The 15,113-nt window shown below is 72.8% G+C and carries 14 protein-coding genes; 9 read left to right on the top strand and 5 right to left on the bottom strand.

Features of this window, described 5'->3' with window-relative positions; all coding sequences use genetic code 11:
- The first annotated feature begins 199 nt into the window (after positions 1-199).
- On the top strand, positions 200-1,336 hold the full coding sequence (locus ACNTMW_RS10125; protein WP_426633184.1) for a DUF4192 domain-containing protein: 1,137 nt from the start codon (positions 200-202) through the stop codon (positions 1,334-1,336).
- A gap of 4 nt (positions 1,337-1,340) precedes the next feature.
- On the opposite strand, the gene fdhD is transcribed toward ACNTMW_RS10125, so the two are convergent.
- Positions 1,341-2,192, bottom strand: coding sequence for a formate dehydrogenase accessory sulfurtransferase FdhD (fdhD, locus tag ACNTMW_RS10120; protein WP_426633183.1), 852 nt, complete (start codon positions 2,190-2,192; stop codon positions 1,341-1,343).
- A gap of 59 nt (positions 2,193-2,251) precedes the next feature.
- On the opposite strand from fdhD, the gene mobA reads away from it, so the two are divergent.
- From mobA to ACNTMW_RS10105, 3 genes are all read left to right on the top strand, one after another.
- Positions 2,252-2,959, top strand: a complete 708-nt coding sequence (gene mobA, locus ACNTMW_RS10115; protein ID WP_426633182.1) for a molybdenum cofactor guanylyltransferase — start codon at positions 2,252-2,254, stop codon at positions 2,957-2,959.
- The gene (locus ACNTMW_RS10110) at positions 2,956-3,210 is read left to right on the top strand and encodes a DUF6457 domain-containing protein (protein WP_426633181.1); all 255 of its coding nucleotides are present in this window, start codon (positions 2,956-2,958) and stop codon (positions 3,208-3,210) included. The genes mobA and ACNTMW_RS10110 overlap by 4 nt, the downstream gene beginning before the upstream one ends.
- Positions 3,211-3,481: 271 nt before the next feature.
- Positions 3,482-4,594 (top strand): T3SS (YopN, CesT) and YbjN peptide-binding chaperone 1, encoded by a 1,113-nt coding sequence (locus tag ACNTMW_RS10105; RefSeq protein ID WP_426633180.1) that lies wholly within the window; start codon positions 3,482-3,484, stop codon positions 4,592-4,594.
- Between the two features lie 37 nt (positions 4,595-4,631).
- Here the strand turns inward: ACNTMW_RS10105 and ACNTMW_RS10100 are convergent, their stop codons facing one another.
- Positions 4,632-5,093, bottom strand: coding sequence for an Lrp/AsnC family transcriptional regulator (locus tag ACNTMW_RS10100; protein ID WP_426633179.1), 462 nt, complete (start codon positions 5,091-5,093; stop codon positions 4,632-4,634).
- Positions 5,094-5,113: 20 nt separating this feature from the next.
- On the opposite strand from ACNTMW_RS10100, the gene ddaH reads away from it, so the two are divergent.
- Together ddaH and ACNTMW_RS10090 are read left to right on the top strand one after the other, a co-directional pair.
- On the top strand, positions 5,114-5,992 hold the full coding sequence (gene ddaH, locus ACNTMW_RS10095) for a dimethylargininase (RefSeq protein ID WP_426633178.1): 879 nt from the start codon (positions 5,114-5,116) through the stop codon (positions 5,990-5,992).
- Between the two features lie 239 nt (positions 5,993-6,231).
- A complete protein-coding gene (locus ACNTMW_RS10090; protein ID WP_426633177.1) occupies positions 6,232-7,095 on the top strand; it encodes an endonuclease domain-containing protein in 864 nt (287 codons plus the stop codon).
- A gap of 177 nt (positions 7,096-7,272) precedes the next feature.
- On the opposite strand, the gene ACNTMW_RS10085 is transcribed toward ACNTMW_RS10090, so the two are convergent.
- Entirely contained in the window at positions 7,273-7,830 is a 558-nt protein-coding gene (locus ACNTMW_RS10085) for a hypothetical protein (protein WP_426633176.1), read from the bottom strand.
- 302 nt (positions 7,831-8,132) lie between these two features.
- Between ACNTMW_RS10085 and ACNTMW_RS10080 the strand changes: the two genes are divergently transcribed.
- The gene (locus ACNTMW_RS10080) at positions 8,133-10,001 is read left to right on the top strand and encodes a hypothetical protein (protein WP_426633175.1); all 1,869 of its coding nucleotides are present in this window, start codon (positions 8,133-8,135) and stop codon (positions 9,999-10,001) included.
- Here ACNTMW_RS10080 and ACNTMW_RS10075 read toward each other — a convergent pair.
- A complete protein-coding gene (locus ACNTMW_RS10075) occupies positions 9,998-11,155 on the bottom strand; it encodes an acetyl-CoA C-acyltransferase (protein WP_426633174.1) in 1,158 nt (385 codons plus the stop codon). The genes ACNTMW_RS10080 and ACNTMW_RS10075 overlap by 4 nt on opposite strands.
- Before the next feature lie 77 nt (positions 11,156-11,232).
- Between ACNTMW_RS10075 and ACNTMW_RS10070 the strand changes: the two genes are divergently transcribed.
- The gene (locus ACNTMW_RS10070) at positions 11,233-11,745 is read left to right on the top strand and encodes a PH domain-containing protein (protein WP_426633173.1); all 513 of its coding nucleotides are present in this window, start codon (positions 11,233-11,235) and stop codon (positions 11,743-11,745) included.
- 21 nt (positions 11,746-11,766) lie between these two features.
- Here the strand turns inward: ACNTMW_RS10070 and ACNTMW_RS10065 are convergent, their stop codons facing one another.
- Positions 11,767-13,872 (bottom strand): SpoIIE family protein phosphatase, encoded by a 2,106-nt coding sequence (locus ACNTMW_RS10065; RefSeq protein ID WP_426633172.1) that lies wholly within the window; start codon positions 13,870-13,872, stop codon positions 11,767-11,769.
- A 117-nt stretch (positions 13,873-13,989) separates the two neighbouring features.
- Between ACNTMW_RS10065 and ACNTMW_RS10060 the strand changes: the two genes are divergently transcribed.
- On the top strand, positions 13,990-15,113 hold a 1,124-nt coding region (locus ACNTMW_RS10060), incomplete at its 3' end, for a HAMP domain-containing protein (protein ID WP_426633171.1).

Genomic DNA, 15,113 nt, shown 5'->3' with positions numbered 1-15,113 from the left:
ACGGTGGCGGCATTGCTGATGGCCGCCGACGGTGCCGGCATCGCTGGTGGCCGGGGACGGCATCGGTGGTTGCCGGCGGGGGGTTGGCGGGTCTGCCCGTACCGGTGGTTTCTCGGTTGTCCACAGGCAGAATCTCGTTGTCCACAGGCGGGAACTTCTCCTGTTGATCGTGGGCACGCCGGGGCCAGGCTCGACGGTCATGAGCTTCCCGACGCCCCGCATCACCCTGCACACACCGGCTGACCTGCTGGCCGCCGTGCCGTACCTGCTCGGCTTCCACCCCGCCGCCAGCGTGGTGGTCGTCGGCCTGGCCGGCACCCGCGTGGTCTTCACCGCCCGCGCCGACCTGCCCCCGCCCGACGCGCCACCCGACCGGGCGCTCGCCCTCGCCGACCAGCTCGGCGACGTGCTCGCCGTGCAACGCGTCGACGTGGCCCTCGTCATCGGGTACGGGGAGGGCCCGTCCGTCACCCGCACGGTGCTCCCGCTGCGCGACGCGCTGCACCGCTACGGGCTGCGCGTCGCCGAGATCCTGCGCGCCCACCAGGGTCGTTACTGGTCCTATCTGTGCGAGTCGGTGCGGTGTTGCCCGGCCGAGGGCACGCCGTACGACATCGCCGCCACCGAGGTGGCCGCCGCGGCGACCTACTCCGGCCAGGTCGCGCTACCCGACCGGGCCGCGCTGGAACAGCTCCTGGCCCCAGTCGAAGGCGCCGAACGCGACGCCGTGGACGCGGCGACCGAGCGTGCCGCCCGGGACCTGGCCGTCAGCGTCGGTGAGCAGGACGTCGCCCCCGAGGAGGGCGGGGTCGGCGACGAGCAGGGCCGGCCCGCCGGTGGTGCGGAGACCGATCCCGACGGTGTGGGCGCGGATGCCGGCCCGGGCGGCAGCCGGCGCCGGGCCGGGGTGCGTGCCCTCGCCGTGGCGGTCCGCCGCTACGCCGACGGCGGTCGCCTCACCGACGACGAGGTGGCCCGGCTGACCCTGCTGCTGGTCCGCGTCGAGGTGCGCGACCTGTGCTGGGCGCGGGTCACCGCGGCGGGCAGCAGGCTCCGCGCGCACCTCGACCTGTGGCGCGACGTCACCCGCCGGGCGCGGGCCGACCTGGTCCCGGCCCCGGCGACCCTGCTCGGGTACGCCGCCTGGAGATCCGGCAACGGTGCGCTGGCCCTGGTCGCGGTGCAGCGCGCGCTGGCGGCCAACCCGGCGTACCAGCTCGCGCTCCTGCTCGCCGAGGCGCTCGACCGGGGACTGCCGCCGTCGGTGTTCGACGACGAGCAACCGGTGCCCCGGCGTCACCGGCGACACCGGGGACGGCCGGCGCCGACCGGCTGACCCGTCAGTCGACGCTGATCCGCTGGGCTCCCGCGTACACGTTCATGTGCGTGCCACGCAGGAAGCCGACCAGTCCGAGGCCGGCCTCCGTCGCCAGGTCGATGGCGAGCGTGCTCGGCGCGGAGACGGCGGCGAGCACCGGTATACCGGCCATGGTGGCCTTCTGGGTCAGCTCGAAGCTGGCCCGGCCGCTGACCAGGAGTACGTGCCCGGCCAGCGGCAGCTGTCCCTGGCGGACCGCCCACCCGACGACCTTGTCCACCGCGTTGTGCCGGCCCACGTCCTCGCGCAGGCACACCAGGCCACCGTCGGCGGTGAACAGGCCCGCCGCGTGCAGGCCGCCGGTGCGCTCGAACCCGACCTGACCGGCGCGCAGCCGGTCCGGCAGTTCGGCGAGCAGAGCGGCCGGTACGACGGTCGGGTCGGCCGCCACGTCGAACCGGGACCGGGTGCGGACCGCGTCGATGCTGGCCTTGCCGCAGATGCCGCATGAGGAGGTGGTGTAGAAGTTTCGCGTCGGGTCGGTCGCCGGTGGGTCCACGCCCGGCGACAGGACGACGTCGACGACGTTGTACGTGTTCGGCGCGTCGTCGCCGGCGCACAACTGCGCCGTGTACACGTCCTCCGCGCTGCCGATGATGCCCTCGGTGAGCAGGAACCCGATCGCCAGGTCGAGATCGTCGCCGGGGGTGCGCATGGTGACCGCGAGCGGGCTGCGCTTGGCCGGCCCGGCCGGCCCCACCCGGATCTCCAGCGGCTCCTCCGCCGCCACGTGGTCGGGGGCGCGACGGACCGTGGGATTGGTGCTCGCGAGGTCGATGCGGGTCACCGGGTGCCTGACGTTTCGGCGTGCCATCCGTCCATTCTGCGCACACCGGTACGCCCTCGTGCCGAACGGACGGGCAGACTGGACCGGTGACGGCGGGGTACGCGGCGATTGTGCTGGCCGGCGGCGGTGGCCGCAGGCTGGGCGGGCGGGACAAGCCGGCGCTGCCGGTCGGCGGACGGTCGATGCTGCTCCGCGTACTCGACGCGGTCGGCGACGCGTCGCCCCGCATCGTGGTCGGCCCGGACCGGCCGGAGTTGGACACGGACGTCGTCCAGGTGCGGGAGCACCCGCCCGGTGGCGGCCCGGTGGCGGGTCTGGCCGCGGGTCTGGCAGCGCTCGACGCGTCGTCGGATGAGGTCGGGCTCGTCGCGGTACTCGCCGCCGACCTGCCGTTCCTCACGGCCGCCGACATCAGGGCGCTGCGCCGGGCAGCGGCGACCATCGCCCGGCGCGACGGTGGGCCGGGCGACCGGACCGTTGAATCGGGCGACCGGACCGTTGAATCGGGCGACCGGACCGTTGAAACGGGCGACCGGGAAGGCGGGCCGGGCGGCCGGGACGGCGCGGTCCTCGTCGACGCCGACGGCCACCCGCAGTGGCTGTGTGGGGTCTGGCGGCTCGCGGCCCTCCGGCGCCGGCTCGCGGAGTTGGGGCCGCCGGCCGGGCAGTCGATGCGGGCCCTGGCGGCCGGGCTGCGCCCCGACGGCGTCGGCCGACGTGAGATCGGCGGACCGCCGCCGTGGTACGACTGCGACACCGACGACGACTACCGACGCGCCGAGGAGTGGGCATGAGCCAACTGGACGACTGGATCTCGCAGGTACGCGCCGCGCTGGACCTGACGCCGGCCCACCCCGACGAGCACAAGCTGGTCCTCGACCTGGCCCGGGACGTCGCGCACGGCGTTCTCCGGCCGGCCGCGCCGGTCTCGGCGTACCTGCTGGGGCTCGCCGTCGGCCGTGGGGCCGACCCCACCGCGTCCGCCGCGGCGATCAGCGACCTGGCCACCCGTTGGGCGGCGCAGCAGCCCGACGCGGCGCAGTGACCTGACGCGGTGCAGTGACCGGTAATGACGCGCAGTGACCGGTGGGATGACCCCGGTGCCGGGGAACCTCGCCGGTCGCCGGTTGGGCCCTAGCGGTCGCCGGTTGGGCCCTGGCGGTCACCGGGTGAGCCCTACCGGTCGCCGGGTGAGCACGGACCCGCCCAGGGGTGGGCGGTGAGCCGGCACGGGTGAGCGCCGGCCGCGGACGATGAGCGATGGTCGTGCCTGTCAAGCCACTCGATAGGGTGTGGCTGTGGGGATGGAGGCGACCATGACCGTTGAGTCGACGGACGGGCCTGCTGAGCCGATCGGTGGAGCGGCTCAGCTGCCGAGCGAGGCGCTCCTGCTGGATATGGACGACACCGCGGCCGGTGCCGACCTGAAGGGCAAGGTCCGGGAGGCGTGGCAGGACTTCGCGCGTACCCTCGCCGCGGCCCTGCGGCGGCTCGCGCCCGGCACCGTCCTCGACGTGACCCTCGACCCGACCGCGTCGGGCACCGGCGACGCGGTGTACGAGGTCCGCGTCACGGTCGGCGAGTCAGGTGAGCTGACCGCGCTGGCGGTCGGGAACGCCCTGCTGCCCGAGGGGTACCGGCTCGACCGCGCGGCCGTCGGAGCCCTCGTCGCGCTGGGCTGGTCGCCACCGGGCGTGCTCGACGGATCGGGTGGCTTCTTCGGCCTGCGCCTGCCCACGTCCGAGATTAGCCAGCTGGCGGTCATCCTGTCGCGGACGCTGCGCGACGTGTACGGGGCGCCGCACCCGGCCTTCCTCACCTACGAGGCCAGCGACGCCGCCGGCGAGGCGGTCAACATCGGTGCACTGGGTGCCGCCCGGCTGCTGGCCGCCGGCGCCGGCGCCGGCGAGAGCGACGAGGACGCGACCGAGCGTGCCCTGTCCCGTCTCGGTGACGACATGATCGAGCTGCCGCTCGCCGACCAGGTCGCCGCCGTGGTCGCCTCACTGCTCAAGACCACGCCGGACGCGCTGTCGGTCGACCCGGACGGCGACATCGGTATCCGGGCCGGCTCGGCGATGGTGTTCGTGCGGGTACGCGACAACCCGCCGCTGATCGACGTGTTCTCGCCCGTCCTCACCGCGGTCGAGCCGAGCGAACGGCTCTACGTCAAGCTCTCCGAGCTGACCAACCGGATGCCGATCGGCCGGCTGTACTGCACCAACGACACCGTCTGGGCGTCCGTACCGGTGTTCGGCCGCGACTTCCAGCCCACCCACCTGATGCTCGCCGTCCAGGTGATGACCGGGCTGGCCGACGAACTGGACGACCGGCTGCACGGCGAGTTCGGCGGTAAGCGATTCTTCGGCGAGGGCGACAAGCCGGCGGGGCGGAGCGCCGAGAACGAGCGGACCGGGATGTACCTCTAACTCTCCGGCTCCGGGATCGCGGCGACCGCCGACCCGGTCAGGTCGCCGGCGTGGCGGTGGTGCTCACCGAGTCGATCAGGCGGGACAGCACGATCATGCTGCGCGTGGACGTGACGAACGGCTCCGCGCGCAGCCGCTCCAGGGCCTGCTCCAGGTGGGCGATGTCGGCCGCGCGCAGGTGGACGAGCGCATCTGCCTCCCCGGACACGGTGTACGCCCCGACGACCGCGGGATCCTTGCGTGCCATGGCCGCGAGCTGCGCCGGTGTGGTGCGACCGGTGCAGAACAGCTCGACGAACGCCTCCGTCGTCCAGCCCACCGCCGCCGGGTCGATGACCGCCGTGAACCCTCTGATGACGCCGGCCGCGCGGAGCCGATCGACGCGCCTTTTCACCGCCGGGGCCGACAGCGAGACCTTCGCGCCGATGTCGGCGTACGACGCACGGGCATCGCTGGCCAACGACGCAATGATCTGTTGGTCTGTGGCGTCCATCTGCAACGAACCGCTCCCGTGACGCAATGACTGTCGCTATTATCGTCGCTCCAGCGTACCTACCCTTAATTATCGTGAACCCTCAAGTGCGGACGGCGCGCGGCCGGATCTACCTGATGTGCCCGCCGGAACACTTCGCGGTCGAGTACGCGATCAACCCGTGGATGGACACGTCCACGCCGGTCGACGCGGATCTTGCCCTCAAGCAGTGGCAACTGCTGCGGGAGACGCTCGGGCGGCTCGGCCACACCGTTCATGTCCTGCCGGCGGAGACCGGCCTGCCGGACATGGTGTACGCGGCCAACGGCGCGTTCACCGTCGACGGCGTGGCGTACGGTGCCCGGTTCCGGTACCCGCAGCGGATCGCCGAGGCGGCGGCGCACCGGGCGTTCTACCAGTCCTCCCCGGTCTGGCGGTTCGTCGAGCCCACTGAGATCAACGAGGGTGAGGGCGACTTCGCCTACCTGCCCGAGGCGCACGGCGGGCTGATCCTCGCCGGGTACGGCTTCCGGACCGCACCCGCGGCGCACGCCGAGGCGCAGGAGGCGCTGGGACGGCCGGCGATCTCGCTGCGCCTAGTGGATCCGCGCTTCTACCACCTTGACGTGGCCCTCGCCGCGCTCGACGACGGCAACATCGTGTACTACCCCGGCGCGTTCTCCGACGCCTCGCAGCGGATCCTGCGCCAGATCTTCCCCGACGCCGTGATCGCCGACGAGGCCGACGCGCTCGCGTTCGGGCTCAACCTGGTCAGCGACGGGCGGCACGTCGTCCTCAACAGCGAGGCGAGCGCGCTGGCGGCGAAACTGCGGACGGCCGGGTACGTGCCGGTCCCGGTCGACCTGGCCGAGCTGAAGAAGGGCGGCGGCAGCGTGAAGTGCTGCGTCGCCGAGTTGCGCCCGTAACGCGTGATCGGCGCGCCCCTAGCCGCGTGATCGGCGTGCTCGTGTGGCTTGATCGACACAACTTCCGGGAAATTGTTGCCTCAGGTACGTGCTGAGACCACAACTTCCCGGAAGTTGTGTCGATCGACGTTGCGCAGTTGTCCACAGGGTTATCCACATGGTGGCGGCGCCGGTGTTCCGGCCGCGAACCTGGCCGGATGCCGAAATCGCCGTACCGGCCTGACAATCTGCAATGGCAGGTGTTCCGAGGCAGCCTGGCGCTCGACGAGGGCCTGCTGACCCCCAGCCAGCTGCGAAGCTCTGCTTGGCGCCGGCTCATGCGCGACGTGTACGCCGACAGTCGCCTCGACGTCGACCATGGTCTGTCCTGCCACGCCGCCGCGCTCCTCATGCCACCGGCCGCGGCCCTGGCGGGCACTTCCGCCGCCTGGCTGCACGGCGTCGAATCGGCTGCGGGTAGGACCGACCGGGTGCACGTGGCGGTGCCGCCGGGCACCCGCTTAGGGCCGGTACTCGGCCTGGCCGTACACGCCGTCGAACTGCCGGACGACGACGTGACCAGCCGGCTGGGCATCCGTTGTACCACCGCGACCCGGACCGCATGGGACACCGCGAGCTGGTTCGACCCGGTCAGGGCCGTGCCGATCCTGGACGCGATGCTCGGACGCGGGCTCGTCACACCCGCGGAACTCACGTCGTGGGTGCGGGAACGGGAGGGTACGCGGGGCTGGCGCCGAGCGGCTGTCGCGTTCGACCTGGCCGACGGGCGGGCGCAGTCGCCGCCCGAGTCCGTGATCCGGGTGCGACTGGTACGCGCCGGCCTGCCTCGGCCCGAACCGCAGTATCCGATTCCGTTGCCCGGCGCCCTCACCCTGCATCCCGACCTGGCGTGGCCCGAGTTTCGGGTGGCGGTCGAGTACGACGGCGCCTACCACGCCGACCCGGGTCAGCTCGAACTCGACCGACGCCGGCTGAATCTGCTGGTCGGAGCCGGCTGGGTGGTCCTGCACGCCACCAGGAAGCACCTCGGTCGTGACTTCGCCCAGCTCGTGCGTGAGGTGACGGCGGCATTGCGCTCAGCCGGTTGGGACGGCCGGCCATGAGTCACGGCCGGCCACGAGCCACGGCCGGCCACGAGCCACGGCCGGCCATGAGCCATGGCCGGCTACGAGCCATGGTCAACACAACTTCCGGGAAGTTGGGGTCTCAGAGGGGGAGGGAGACCACAACTTCCCGGAAGTTGTTTCGATCTTGGCCCGGGGCATGCGCTGCGGCGGGGCTCAGCGGATCACGATCAGGTGGGCCGTCGTCGTATCGCCGTCCTTGGTCCCCGCCAGACCGACCTCGGTGCCTGCCTTCACCGCGCTCGGCTGCACGGCCGTGCGGTGCTCCACCACCTTGATCGGGCTACCGAAGGTCCACGCCAGTGTGAAGCCGTCGGTGGACCTGACCGTCACCGTCCTGTCGTCGATGGCGGTGACCGTGCCCCGCTGGAAGTCGACGGTCTTCGTACCCTCCTTGGTCTTCACGACCGCCTCGCCGTGCAACGTGTTCTTGCGGAGCAGCCGACGGGCAGGCCCTCTGCGGGCGTGGGACTGCGTGCTCGATGCCGTGCCCGGGGTGCTCGGCGACGCGGCCGGCGCAGGCGCGGCAACGGGGTCCGCCACCACAGCCGACGTGTCGAAGCCCAGTTCGTCGAGGCCTTGGACCTCGATCTGCCGCGCCGTGTCGGCGACCAGGGTGGTCGGTGTCGCGAGCTCCTCTCGTCCGCATGCGGTGAGTCCGACCAGACCGGCGAAACCGACAACCAGCGCGATACCGATACGTGTACGAGTCATGCCGATGATGCTGGACCAGCGATGAGCGGGTCCGGTCAACGCCGCGTTCGGGCTTCGTAAGAGCAGTTCGTAAGAGCAGACAGTGGGCGTGGGCGCCGTTGTACCTGGCCCTGCTGTTGTACCTGGCCCTGCTGCTGATCCGGCCGGTCAGTCACTTCCGCCGCCTTCCGTCGGTGATTCTCCGCCGCTTCTGGGAAGCAGCCGCGCGATCCCCGTCGCCGCCCGCAGGTCCGGCTGCCATGCCGGGCGACGGGGTGCCCGGCCGCCCCGGCCGGGCGGTCGGCGGAAGGAGCGGCGGGTCATTGCAGAACGCGCCGGCGAATCTTGCGCGCGAACGCGTCGACGTCGTACCGCCACGGCCCCGCCGCCCCCTCCCTCCCGGGCGCGCGGCCGTCCTCGCTGCCGTGCTCGGTGCCGTCGGGACCCTGTTGCGGCTGTGGCTGGTCGTCGCCGACTATCCGCGGTCGGACAGCGACGAGGCGACGATCGGGCTGGCGGCGCTGCACATCGCGGCCGGCCAGCAGTTCCCGATCTTCTTCTACGGCCAGCACTACATGGGCACGATCGAGGCGTACCTGGCTGCCCCGTTACTGGCCGTCGGTGGCCCGTCCGTACTGCTGCTGCGGCTGCCGCTGGTCGGTCTGTACGTTGTCTTCCTCGTCGCGATGTACCGGCTCGTCGCGGCGGTCTACAGCGCGTGGTTCGCCGTACTGGTCGTCGCGGTGCTGTCGCTGGGGTCCGACCGGATCATCAAGGACCAGTTGATCGCTCATGGCGGCACTGCCGAGGTCAAGCCCGCCGCGGCGCTCCTGCTCCTGCTGGCGTACGGCTTGGCGGTCGGGCGTTGCCGGTACCGCGCCGCCGGGTTCTTCGCCTGCGGGCTGGTGGCCGGCCTCTGCCTGTGGGACCACCTGGTGATCGTGCCGTACCTCCTGGTGGTCGCCGGTGTCCTCGTGGTCCTCACCGGCCGCGAGGTCGTCGGACGGATGGGCGGCCAGCTGCTGGCCGGCCTGGTCACCGGGGCCGCGCCGCTGATCGCGTACAACCTCCGGGCCCGGCCCGGGCAGGACTCCCTGTCCATCTTCCTGAGCCAGAACGACGGGCCCCCGGTACCGCTCGCGCAGCGCCTCGGTGGCGGGACGCTGATCGGCGTGCCACTGAGTACCGGCGTGTGCAGCCCCGGCGCGTGTCATCCGTGGCAGCGGGCGTGGGCGCCGCTGTACCTGGCGCTGCTGGTCGCCAGCGCGGTGCTCGCGGTACGCGCCCTGCGGGCCGGGCCGCGCGCCCGGCCGGGGCGGCTCATCCGGTCGGCGCGGCTCATCCGGTCGGCACGGTTCGTCCGGTCGGCGCGGTTCGTCCGGTTGGCGCGGCGCGTCCGGCGCGGTCCGGCGGAGGTGATCCCGCCGCCACAGCCGACCGCGCGGCCGGACCCGGTGGAGCGGGCCCGGCTCCTGCTCCGGCTCGCGCTGGCGCTCGGTGCGCTGCTCAGCGTCGTCGCCTACGCCCGCAGTCCGGCCGCCGGGCTCACGCCGATGGAGAGCGGGCGGTACCTGTGCTGCCTGCCGGTGTCGGTGCCCGCCGTGCTCTGGCCGCTGTGGCGGCTCGGCACCCGGCACCCGCGCGGCGGAGGCGGGCACCCGCGCGGCGGAGGCGGGCACCCGCGCGGCGGAGGCGGGCACCCGCGCGGCGGAGGCGGGCACCCGCGCGACGGAGGCCGGGCAGGTCCGGGGCGGGTGTGGATGGCGCGCGCCGCGCTCCTCGCGGTGCTCGCCGCGATGACGGTGACGACGCTGCAGGTGGTCGGGTCGGCGGTACCGGATGCCGCCGCGGACACACGGGAGCAGCGGGAACTGATCGGGGCGCTGCGGTCGGTCGGTGTCCGGCACGTGTACGCCGGCTACTGGACCTGCAACCGGATCAGCTTCGACAGTGGCGAGGCGGTGACCTGCGCGGTGCTCGACGACCACCTCCGGCCGGGGTTCGACCGGTACCGGCCGTACCGGGCGGAGGTGGCGGCGGACAGCCGGCCGGCGTACGTGTTCGTGGCGGACTCGCCGGCCGACCGCCGGCTGCGCGCCCACCTGCGCGACCACGGCGGGTCGGACGCACCGGCCCGGACGGCCGGCCGGTACCGCGTGTACCGGCCGGCCGTCCGGATCGATCTGCCTTAGACGAGTTCCAGGATGGTCGCGTTGGCCATCCCGCCGCCCTCGCACATGGTCTGGAGCCCGTACCGGATGCCGTTGTCGCGCATGTGGTGCACCAGCGTGGTCATCAGCCGGGCGCCGGAGCCGCCGAGCGGGTGGCCGAGCGCGATCGCGCCGCCGCGCGGGTTGAGCCGGGCCGGGTCGGCACCGGTCTCGGCGAGCCACGCCAGCGGCACCGGGGCGAACGCCTCGTTCACCTCGTACGCGCCGATGTCGCCGATGGAGAGCCCGGCCCGCTTGAGCGCCTTGGCGGTCGCCGGGATCGGGCCGGTGAGCATGATGACCGGGTCGTCGCCGGCGACGACGGCGGTGTGGATACGCGCGAGCGGGGTCAGTCCGTGTGCGGCCGCCCACTCGCTGGTCGTGATGGCGAGTGCGGCGGCACCGTCGGAGATCTGGGAGGCCGAGCCGGCGGTGACCACGCCGTCTTCGGAGAACGGGGTCTTCAGCGCGCCGAGCGCCTCCAGCGTGGTGTCGCGCCGGATGCCCTCGTCGGCGGTGACGCCGTCGATCGGGGCGATCTCCTTGGCGAACTCGCCACCGTCGCTGGCCTTCGCCGCGCGGGCGTGGCTGGACAGGGCGTACTCGTCGAGCTGCCGCCGCGAGAAGCCCCAGCGGGCGGCGATCATCTCGGCGCCGACGCCCTGGTTGAACGGGGCGACCTCGCCGTCGGCGTACCCCTCCTGCCCGGCGTAGCGGGCGCGGACCCGCTCGCCGAACGGCATTCCACCTGCGACCGAAGAGCCCATCGGCACCCGGGTCATCGACTCGACGCCGCCGGCGACCACGAGATCGGCCTGGCCGGAGATCACCGCGCCGGCCGCGAAGTGGACGGCCTGCTGGCTGGAGCCGCACTGGCGGTCGACCGTGGTGCCCGGCACCGACTCGGGCCAGCCGGCGGCGAGCACGGCGCTGCGGCCCACGTTCCAGGACTGCTCGCCGACCTGCGACACGCAGCCCCACACCGCGTCGTCGACGTCCGCCGGGTCGAAGCCGGTCCGCTCGGCGAGCGCGGAGAGGACGTGGCCGGAAAGGTCGACCGGGTGGATGTGTGACAGGCCGCCCTTGCGTCGGCCAACGGGGGTGCGAACGGCCCCGACGATCACCGCGTCCCGCATTGTTACTCCTCAGTAGGCTCTGTCGATCGTACCTCCCGGGGCACCCTGCGGGTCCCGACCCGTGACATCCTGGGCCCGTGGAGGTGCGCACCCCGTGGATGCCGGACGACCACGAGCCGGACGACCGTGAGCCGGACGACCGCAGGGCAGACTCCGGCGCGGCCCCGACCGAGCTGAGATGGCGGGTCAACCGGCGGCTCACCGTGCTCAAGGCCGCCGTCGCGGTCGTGTTCCTGCTCGTGGCGCTGCTGTTCCGCGCCGACCCGGTCGGGTTCGGGGTCGCGCTGCTCGCCGCCCTCGCGCTCGGTGCGTTCGCGCTGCGTGACCTGCTGTTGCCGATACGGCTCGCCGTCGATCCCACCGGCGTGACCGTGCCCAGCGGCTTCACGGGCACGCGCCACCTGCCGTGGGAGCGCATCGAGCGGATCCGGGTGGACGAGCGGCGCCGGTTCGGCACCCGCAGTGAGCTCCTCGAGATCGACACGGGCGACTCGTTGCACCTCTTCAGCGGGTACGAGCTGAGCGCCTCCTGCGCCGAGGTCGCCGACCTGCTGTGCAAGCTGCGGTCGCAGGCGGCCCGGACGCGCTAGCCACCCCATGGCCAGCGGCCGTCAGACCACCTGGTCGTTGCGCAGCGCGAAGATCGCGATGTCGTCGCGCGGCAGCTCGTGCGAGAAGCTGAGCGTCGCGGCGCGCAACCGGGCCGCGACCGCGTCCGCCGGGAAGCCCGCGAGGTTGGCCGCTTCCACCCGCAGCCGCTCCACTCCGTACAGTTCCGCGCCGCGCCGCCGCTCGGTGACCCCGTCGGTGTAGAACACGAGCGTCTCACCCGGCCCCAGCGACAGCGTGGCCTGCGGTGACGAGACCTTGTCGAGCAGGCCGAGCGCCGTGCCGCACTCGCCGACCAGCTCGGTCCGGCCGTCGGCGCGCAGCAGGACCGGCCGGTCGTGCCCGGCCAGGTACAGCGACACGTCGAGCTGGTCGTCGGCGCCTGGCGCGACGGCGGCCAGGACCAGCGTGCAGAAGCGACCGTTGCCTCGTTCGCACAGGATCTCGTTGAGCCGGCCGAGCGCCTCCGGCAGTGGCCGGCCGTCGCGGACCAGGGTCCGGGTGACCTCGCGGACCAGGCCGGTCACGGTCGCGGCGTGTACCCCCTTGCCGGAGACGTCGCCGACCACGACGAGCCAGCGGCCGTCGTCGAGTCCCACCACGTCGTAGAAGTCGCCGCCGACGTCGATGCCCTCACCGGTCGGTACGTACTCCGCGCCGAACTCGATCCCGGCCACCCGGGGCAGGGTGGGCGGCAGCAGCGAGCGCTGCAGCCCCTCGGCGATCCGTCGGCGTTCGGCGTGGATGCGGGCGTTGTCGAGGGCCAGCGCCGCCCGGCGGGTCACGTCCTCCACCACCGCCAGCTCCTCAGCGCCCATCCGGTGCTCGGCGCTGTGGCCGATCGAGAGAACGCCCAGCTGCTGGCCGCGGGCGGACATCGACACCGCGTACCCGTCGATCGGTGCGGGTAGCGGCACGGCCACGCCGACCTGCTGCGCCTCCTGCAGCAGGGGTTGCGCCTCCGCGAGCCGTTCGTGCAGCTCGGCGGTGGCGGTCTCGTCGACGTGGGTCACCGCCGCGAGCCGCAGCCGGTCCGGGCCGTCGGAGACGTGGACCGCACACCACCGGCCCAGCCGGGGCACGACGAGCCGGGGGATCAGCGCGAGCGTCAGCTCGGCGTCGAGGGACTGTGCGAGCAGCTCGCTGACCTCGGCCAGGTAGGTCAGCCAGGTGCGCCGCTCGGCGTCGGTGCGGTGCAGCCGCTCGTTCTCGAGCGCCAGGGAGATCCGGTCCGCGCACAGGTCGACCAGCGCGGCGACGTACCCGCCGCCGGGCTCGGTGACCACCAGCTCGCCCTGCCACGGGCGGGGCAGCCGCAGCGGCACCCGTACCCCGCCGACGGCGGGCACCGGTGCACCGTACCCGGCGATCGGGAGCGTGCCCCGGCCGTCGCCCCGGTCGACGAGGACGGCCGCACCCTCGGCGCCGATGGCGGCGCAGAGCTGGCTCAGGAACTGGTCGCCGAGGTCGCGCAGGGTGCCCCCGGCGGCCGACCGGCTACCGGAGATGAGCGCCTCGATGGTCTCCACGCTGACCGTCGCGGCGTCACCGGTGCCCGGCTGCTGTGGAGCCCGCTCGGCGAGCAGTGGCCTGATCGTGGTGGCGACCAGGTCCGCGGCGGGTTGGCTCGGGGGGATGAGGCCGGTCGCTGTGGGGTTGGTCATGCTACCCGGGGCCGCCGGCCCGGTCCCGGCGGGTGACGCGGGGCGGTTCAACCGGAACCACACGCCCTTGCCGTCCGGATGGTGCAGTGTGCCCCAGTACGTTGCGATCTGGTCGACCAGCAGCAGGCCACGCCCGCGCTCCTCGATCTGGTCGGCCGGGCGCGGGGAACCGTTCGGCGGCTTGCGGTTGTGCGTGATCGGACCGGTGCGGAAGTCCATGACGGTGACCGTGATGCTGCCGTCGTCGGCGACGACCTCCAGGTCCAGCGCGGTACGCGCGTGTACGACGGCGTTCGTGGCGAGCTCGGTGGTGAGCAGGAGTGCCTCGTCGAGGACGGAGGTGAGGTCGACCTCCGCGAGGACGGATCGAACGACGGCACGCGCCGCACCCGGGGAGCTATGGTCGGCGGGGAGTCGGACGCGCCGCACCACCTGAGCTGTCACATCTCGCAGTCTCCACGGAACGGTGGTAACAATCCAACCGGGGCGCTCGCTCATGTTCGTCGTTGGTACGACCATTAGGGTGCGGCCTGGCTCCATCGACCCTCCGGGAGGACCGCCATGACGACCGTCGACGAGGCGCCTGTGACCGCCGGCGACCAGGCCGACGACGACCTGCTCCAGGAGCTGGCGCACGTGCTGGGGCGGATCACCGCCGGCGACTTCAAACCCCGGCTGCGACGCCGGGTCGGCCTGGCCGGCGAGGTGGCCGACCAGCTCAACCGGGTCATCGACACCCAGCAGCACCGCAACCGCGAGCTGCTGCGGATCCGCCGCGTCGTCGGCCGGGAGGGCCGGCTGACCGAGCGCATCGACGAGGAGCAGTTCCAGGGCGAGTGGGCCGACGGCGTCCGGGCGGTCAACGATCTCATCGACTACCTGGCGCGTCCGACCACCGAGATCGCCCGCGTGATCGTCGCGGTGGCCGAGGGTGACCTGTCGCAGAAGATGGCCCTGGAGATGGACGGGCACTCCCTCAAGGGTGAATTCCTGCGCATCGGCCGGACCGTGAACACGATGGTCGACCAGCTGTCGTCGTTCGCCGACGAGGTCACGCGGGTGGCCCGCGAGGTGGGTACCGAGGGCAAGCTGGGCGGCCAGGCCGACGTGCGCGGCGTGGCCGGTACCTGGCGCGACCTGACCGACTCGGTCAACACCATGGCGTCGAACCTGACCAGCCAGGTCCGGTCGATCTCCGAGGTGACCACGGCCATCGCGCACGGTGACCTGTCGCAGAAGATCACCGTTTCGGCGAAGGGCGAGGTCGCGGAGCTGGCCGACACGATCAACTCGCTCACCGACACCCTGCGGATCTTCGCTCAGCAGGTCATCACCGTGGCCCGCGAGGTCGGTACCGAGGGCAAGCTGGGTGGCCAGGCCGAGGTGCCGGGCGTGGCGGGTACCTGGAAGGACCTCACCGACGCGGTGAACTTCATGGCGTCCAACCTGACCAGCCAGGTGCGCAACATCGCCCAGGTGACCACCGCGGTGGCCCGCGGCGACCTGTCGCAGAAGATCACCGTCAGCGCCGAGGGTGAGATCCTGGAGCTCAAGGAAGCCGTCAACACGATGGTCGACCAGCTGTCGTCGTTCGCCGACGAGGTCACGCGGGTGGCCCGTGAGGTGGGTACCGAGGGCAAGCTGGGTGGTCAGGCGCAGGTGTCGGGGGTGTCGGGTACCTGGCG

It is taken from the genome of Planosporangium spinosum, assembly GCF_049999945.1.
In the GTDB taxonomy this organism is placed as follows: domain Bacteria; phylum Actinomycetota; class Actinomycetes; order Mycobacteriales; family Micromonosporaceae; genus Planosporangium; species Planosporangium spinosum.
This window is presented reverse-complemented; position numbering and strand designations above follow the sequence as displayed.

What these genes read in the sequence shown, in the direction of transcription:
- ACNTMW_RS10125 (WP_426633184.1), top strand. Translation starts at nt 200, where the DNA reads ATGAGCTTCCCGACGCCCCGCATCACCCTGCACACACCGGCTGACCTG.
- fdhD (WP_426633183.1), bottom strand. Translation starts at nt 2,192, where the DNA reads ATGGCACGCCGAAACGTCAGGCACCCGGTGACCCGCATCGACCTCGCG.
- ACNTMW_RS10110 (WP_426633181.1), top strand. Translation starts at nt 2,956, where the DNA reads ATGAGCCAACTGGACGACTGGATCTCGCAGGTACGCGCCGCGCTGGAC.
- ACNTMW_RS10105 (WP_426633180.1), top strand. Translation starts at nt 3,482, where the DNA reads ATGACCGTTGAGTCGACGGACGGGCCTGCTGAGCCGATCGGTGGAGCG.
- ddaH (WP_426633178.1), top strand. Translation starts at nt 5,114, where the DNA reads ATGACTGTCGCTATTATCGTCGCTCCAGCGTACCTACCCTTAATTATC.
- ACNTMW_RS10085 (WP_426633176.1), bottom strand. Translation starts at nt 7,830, where the DNA reads ATGACTCGTACACGTATCGGTATCGCGCTGGTTGTCGGTTTCGCCGGT.
- ACNTMW_RS10075 (WP_426633174.1), bottom strand. Translation starts at nt 11,155, where the DNA reads ATGCGGGACGCGGTGATCGTCGGGGCCGTTCGCACCCCCGTTGGCCGA.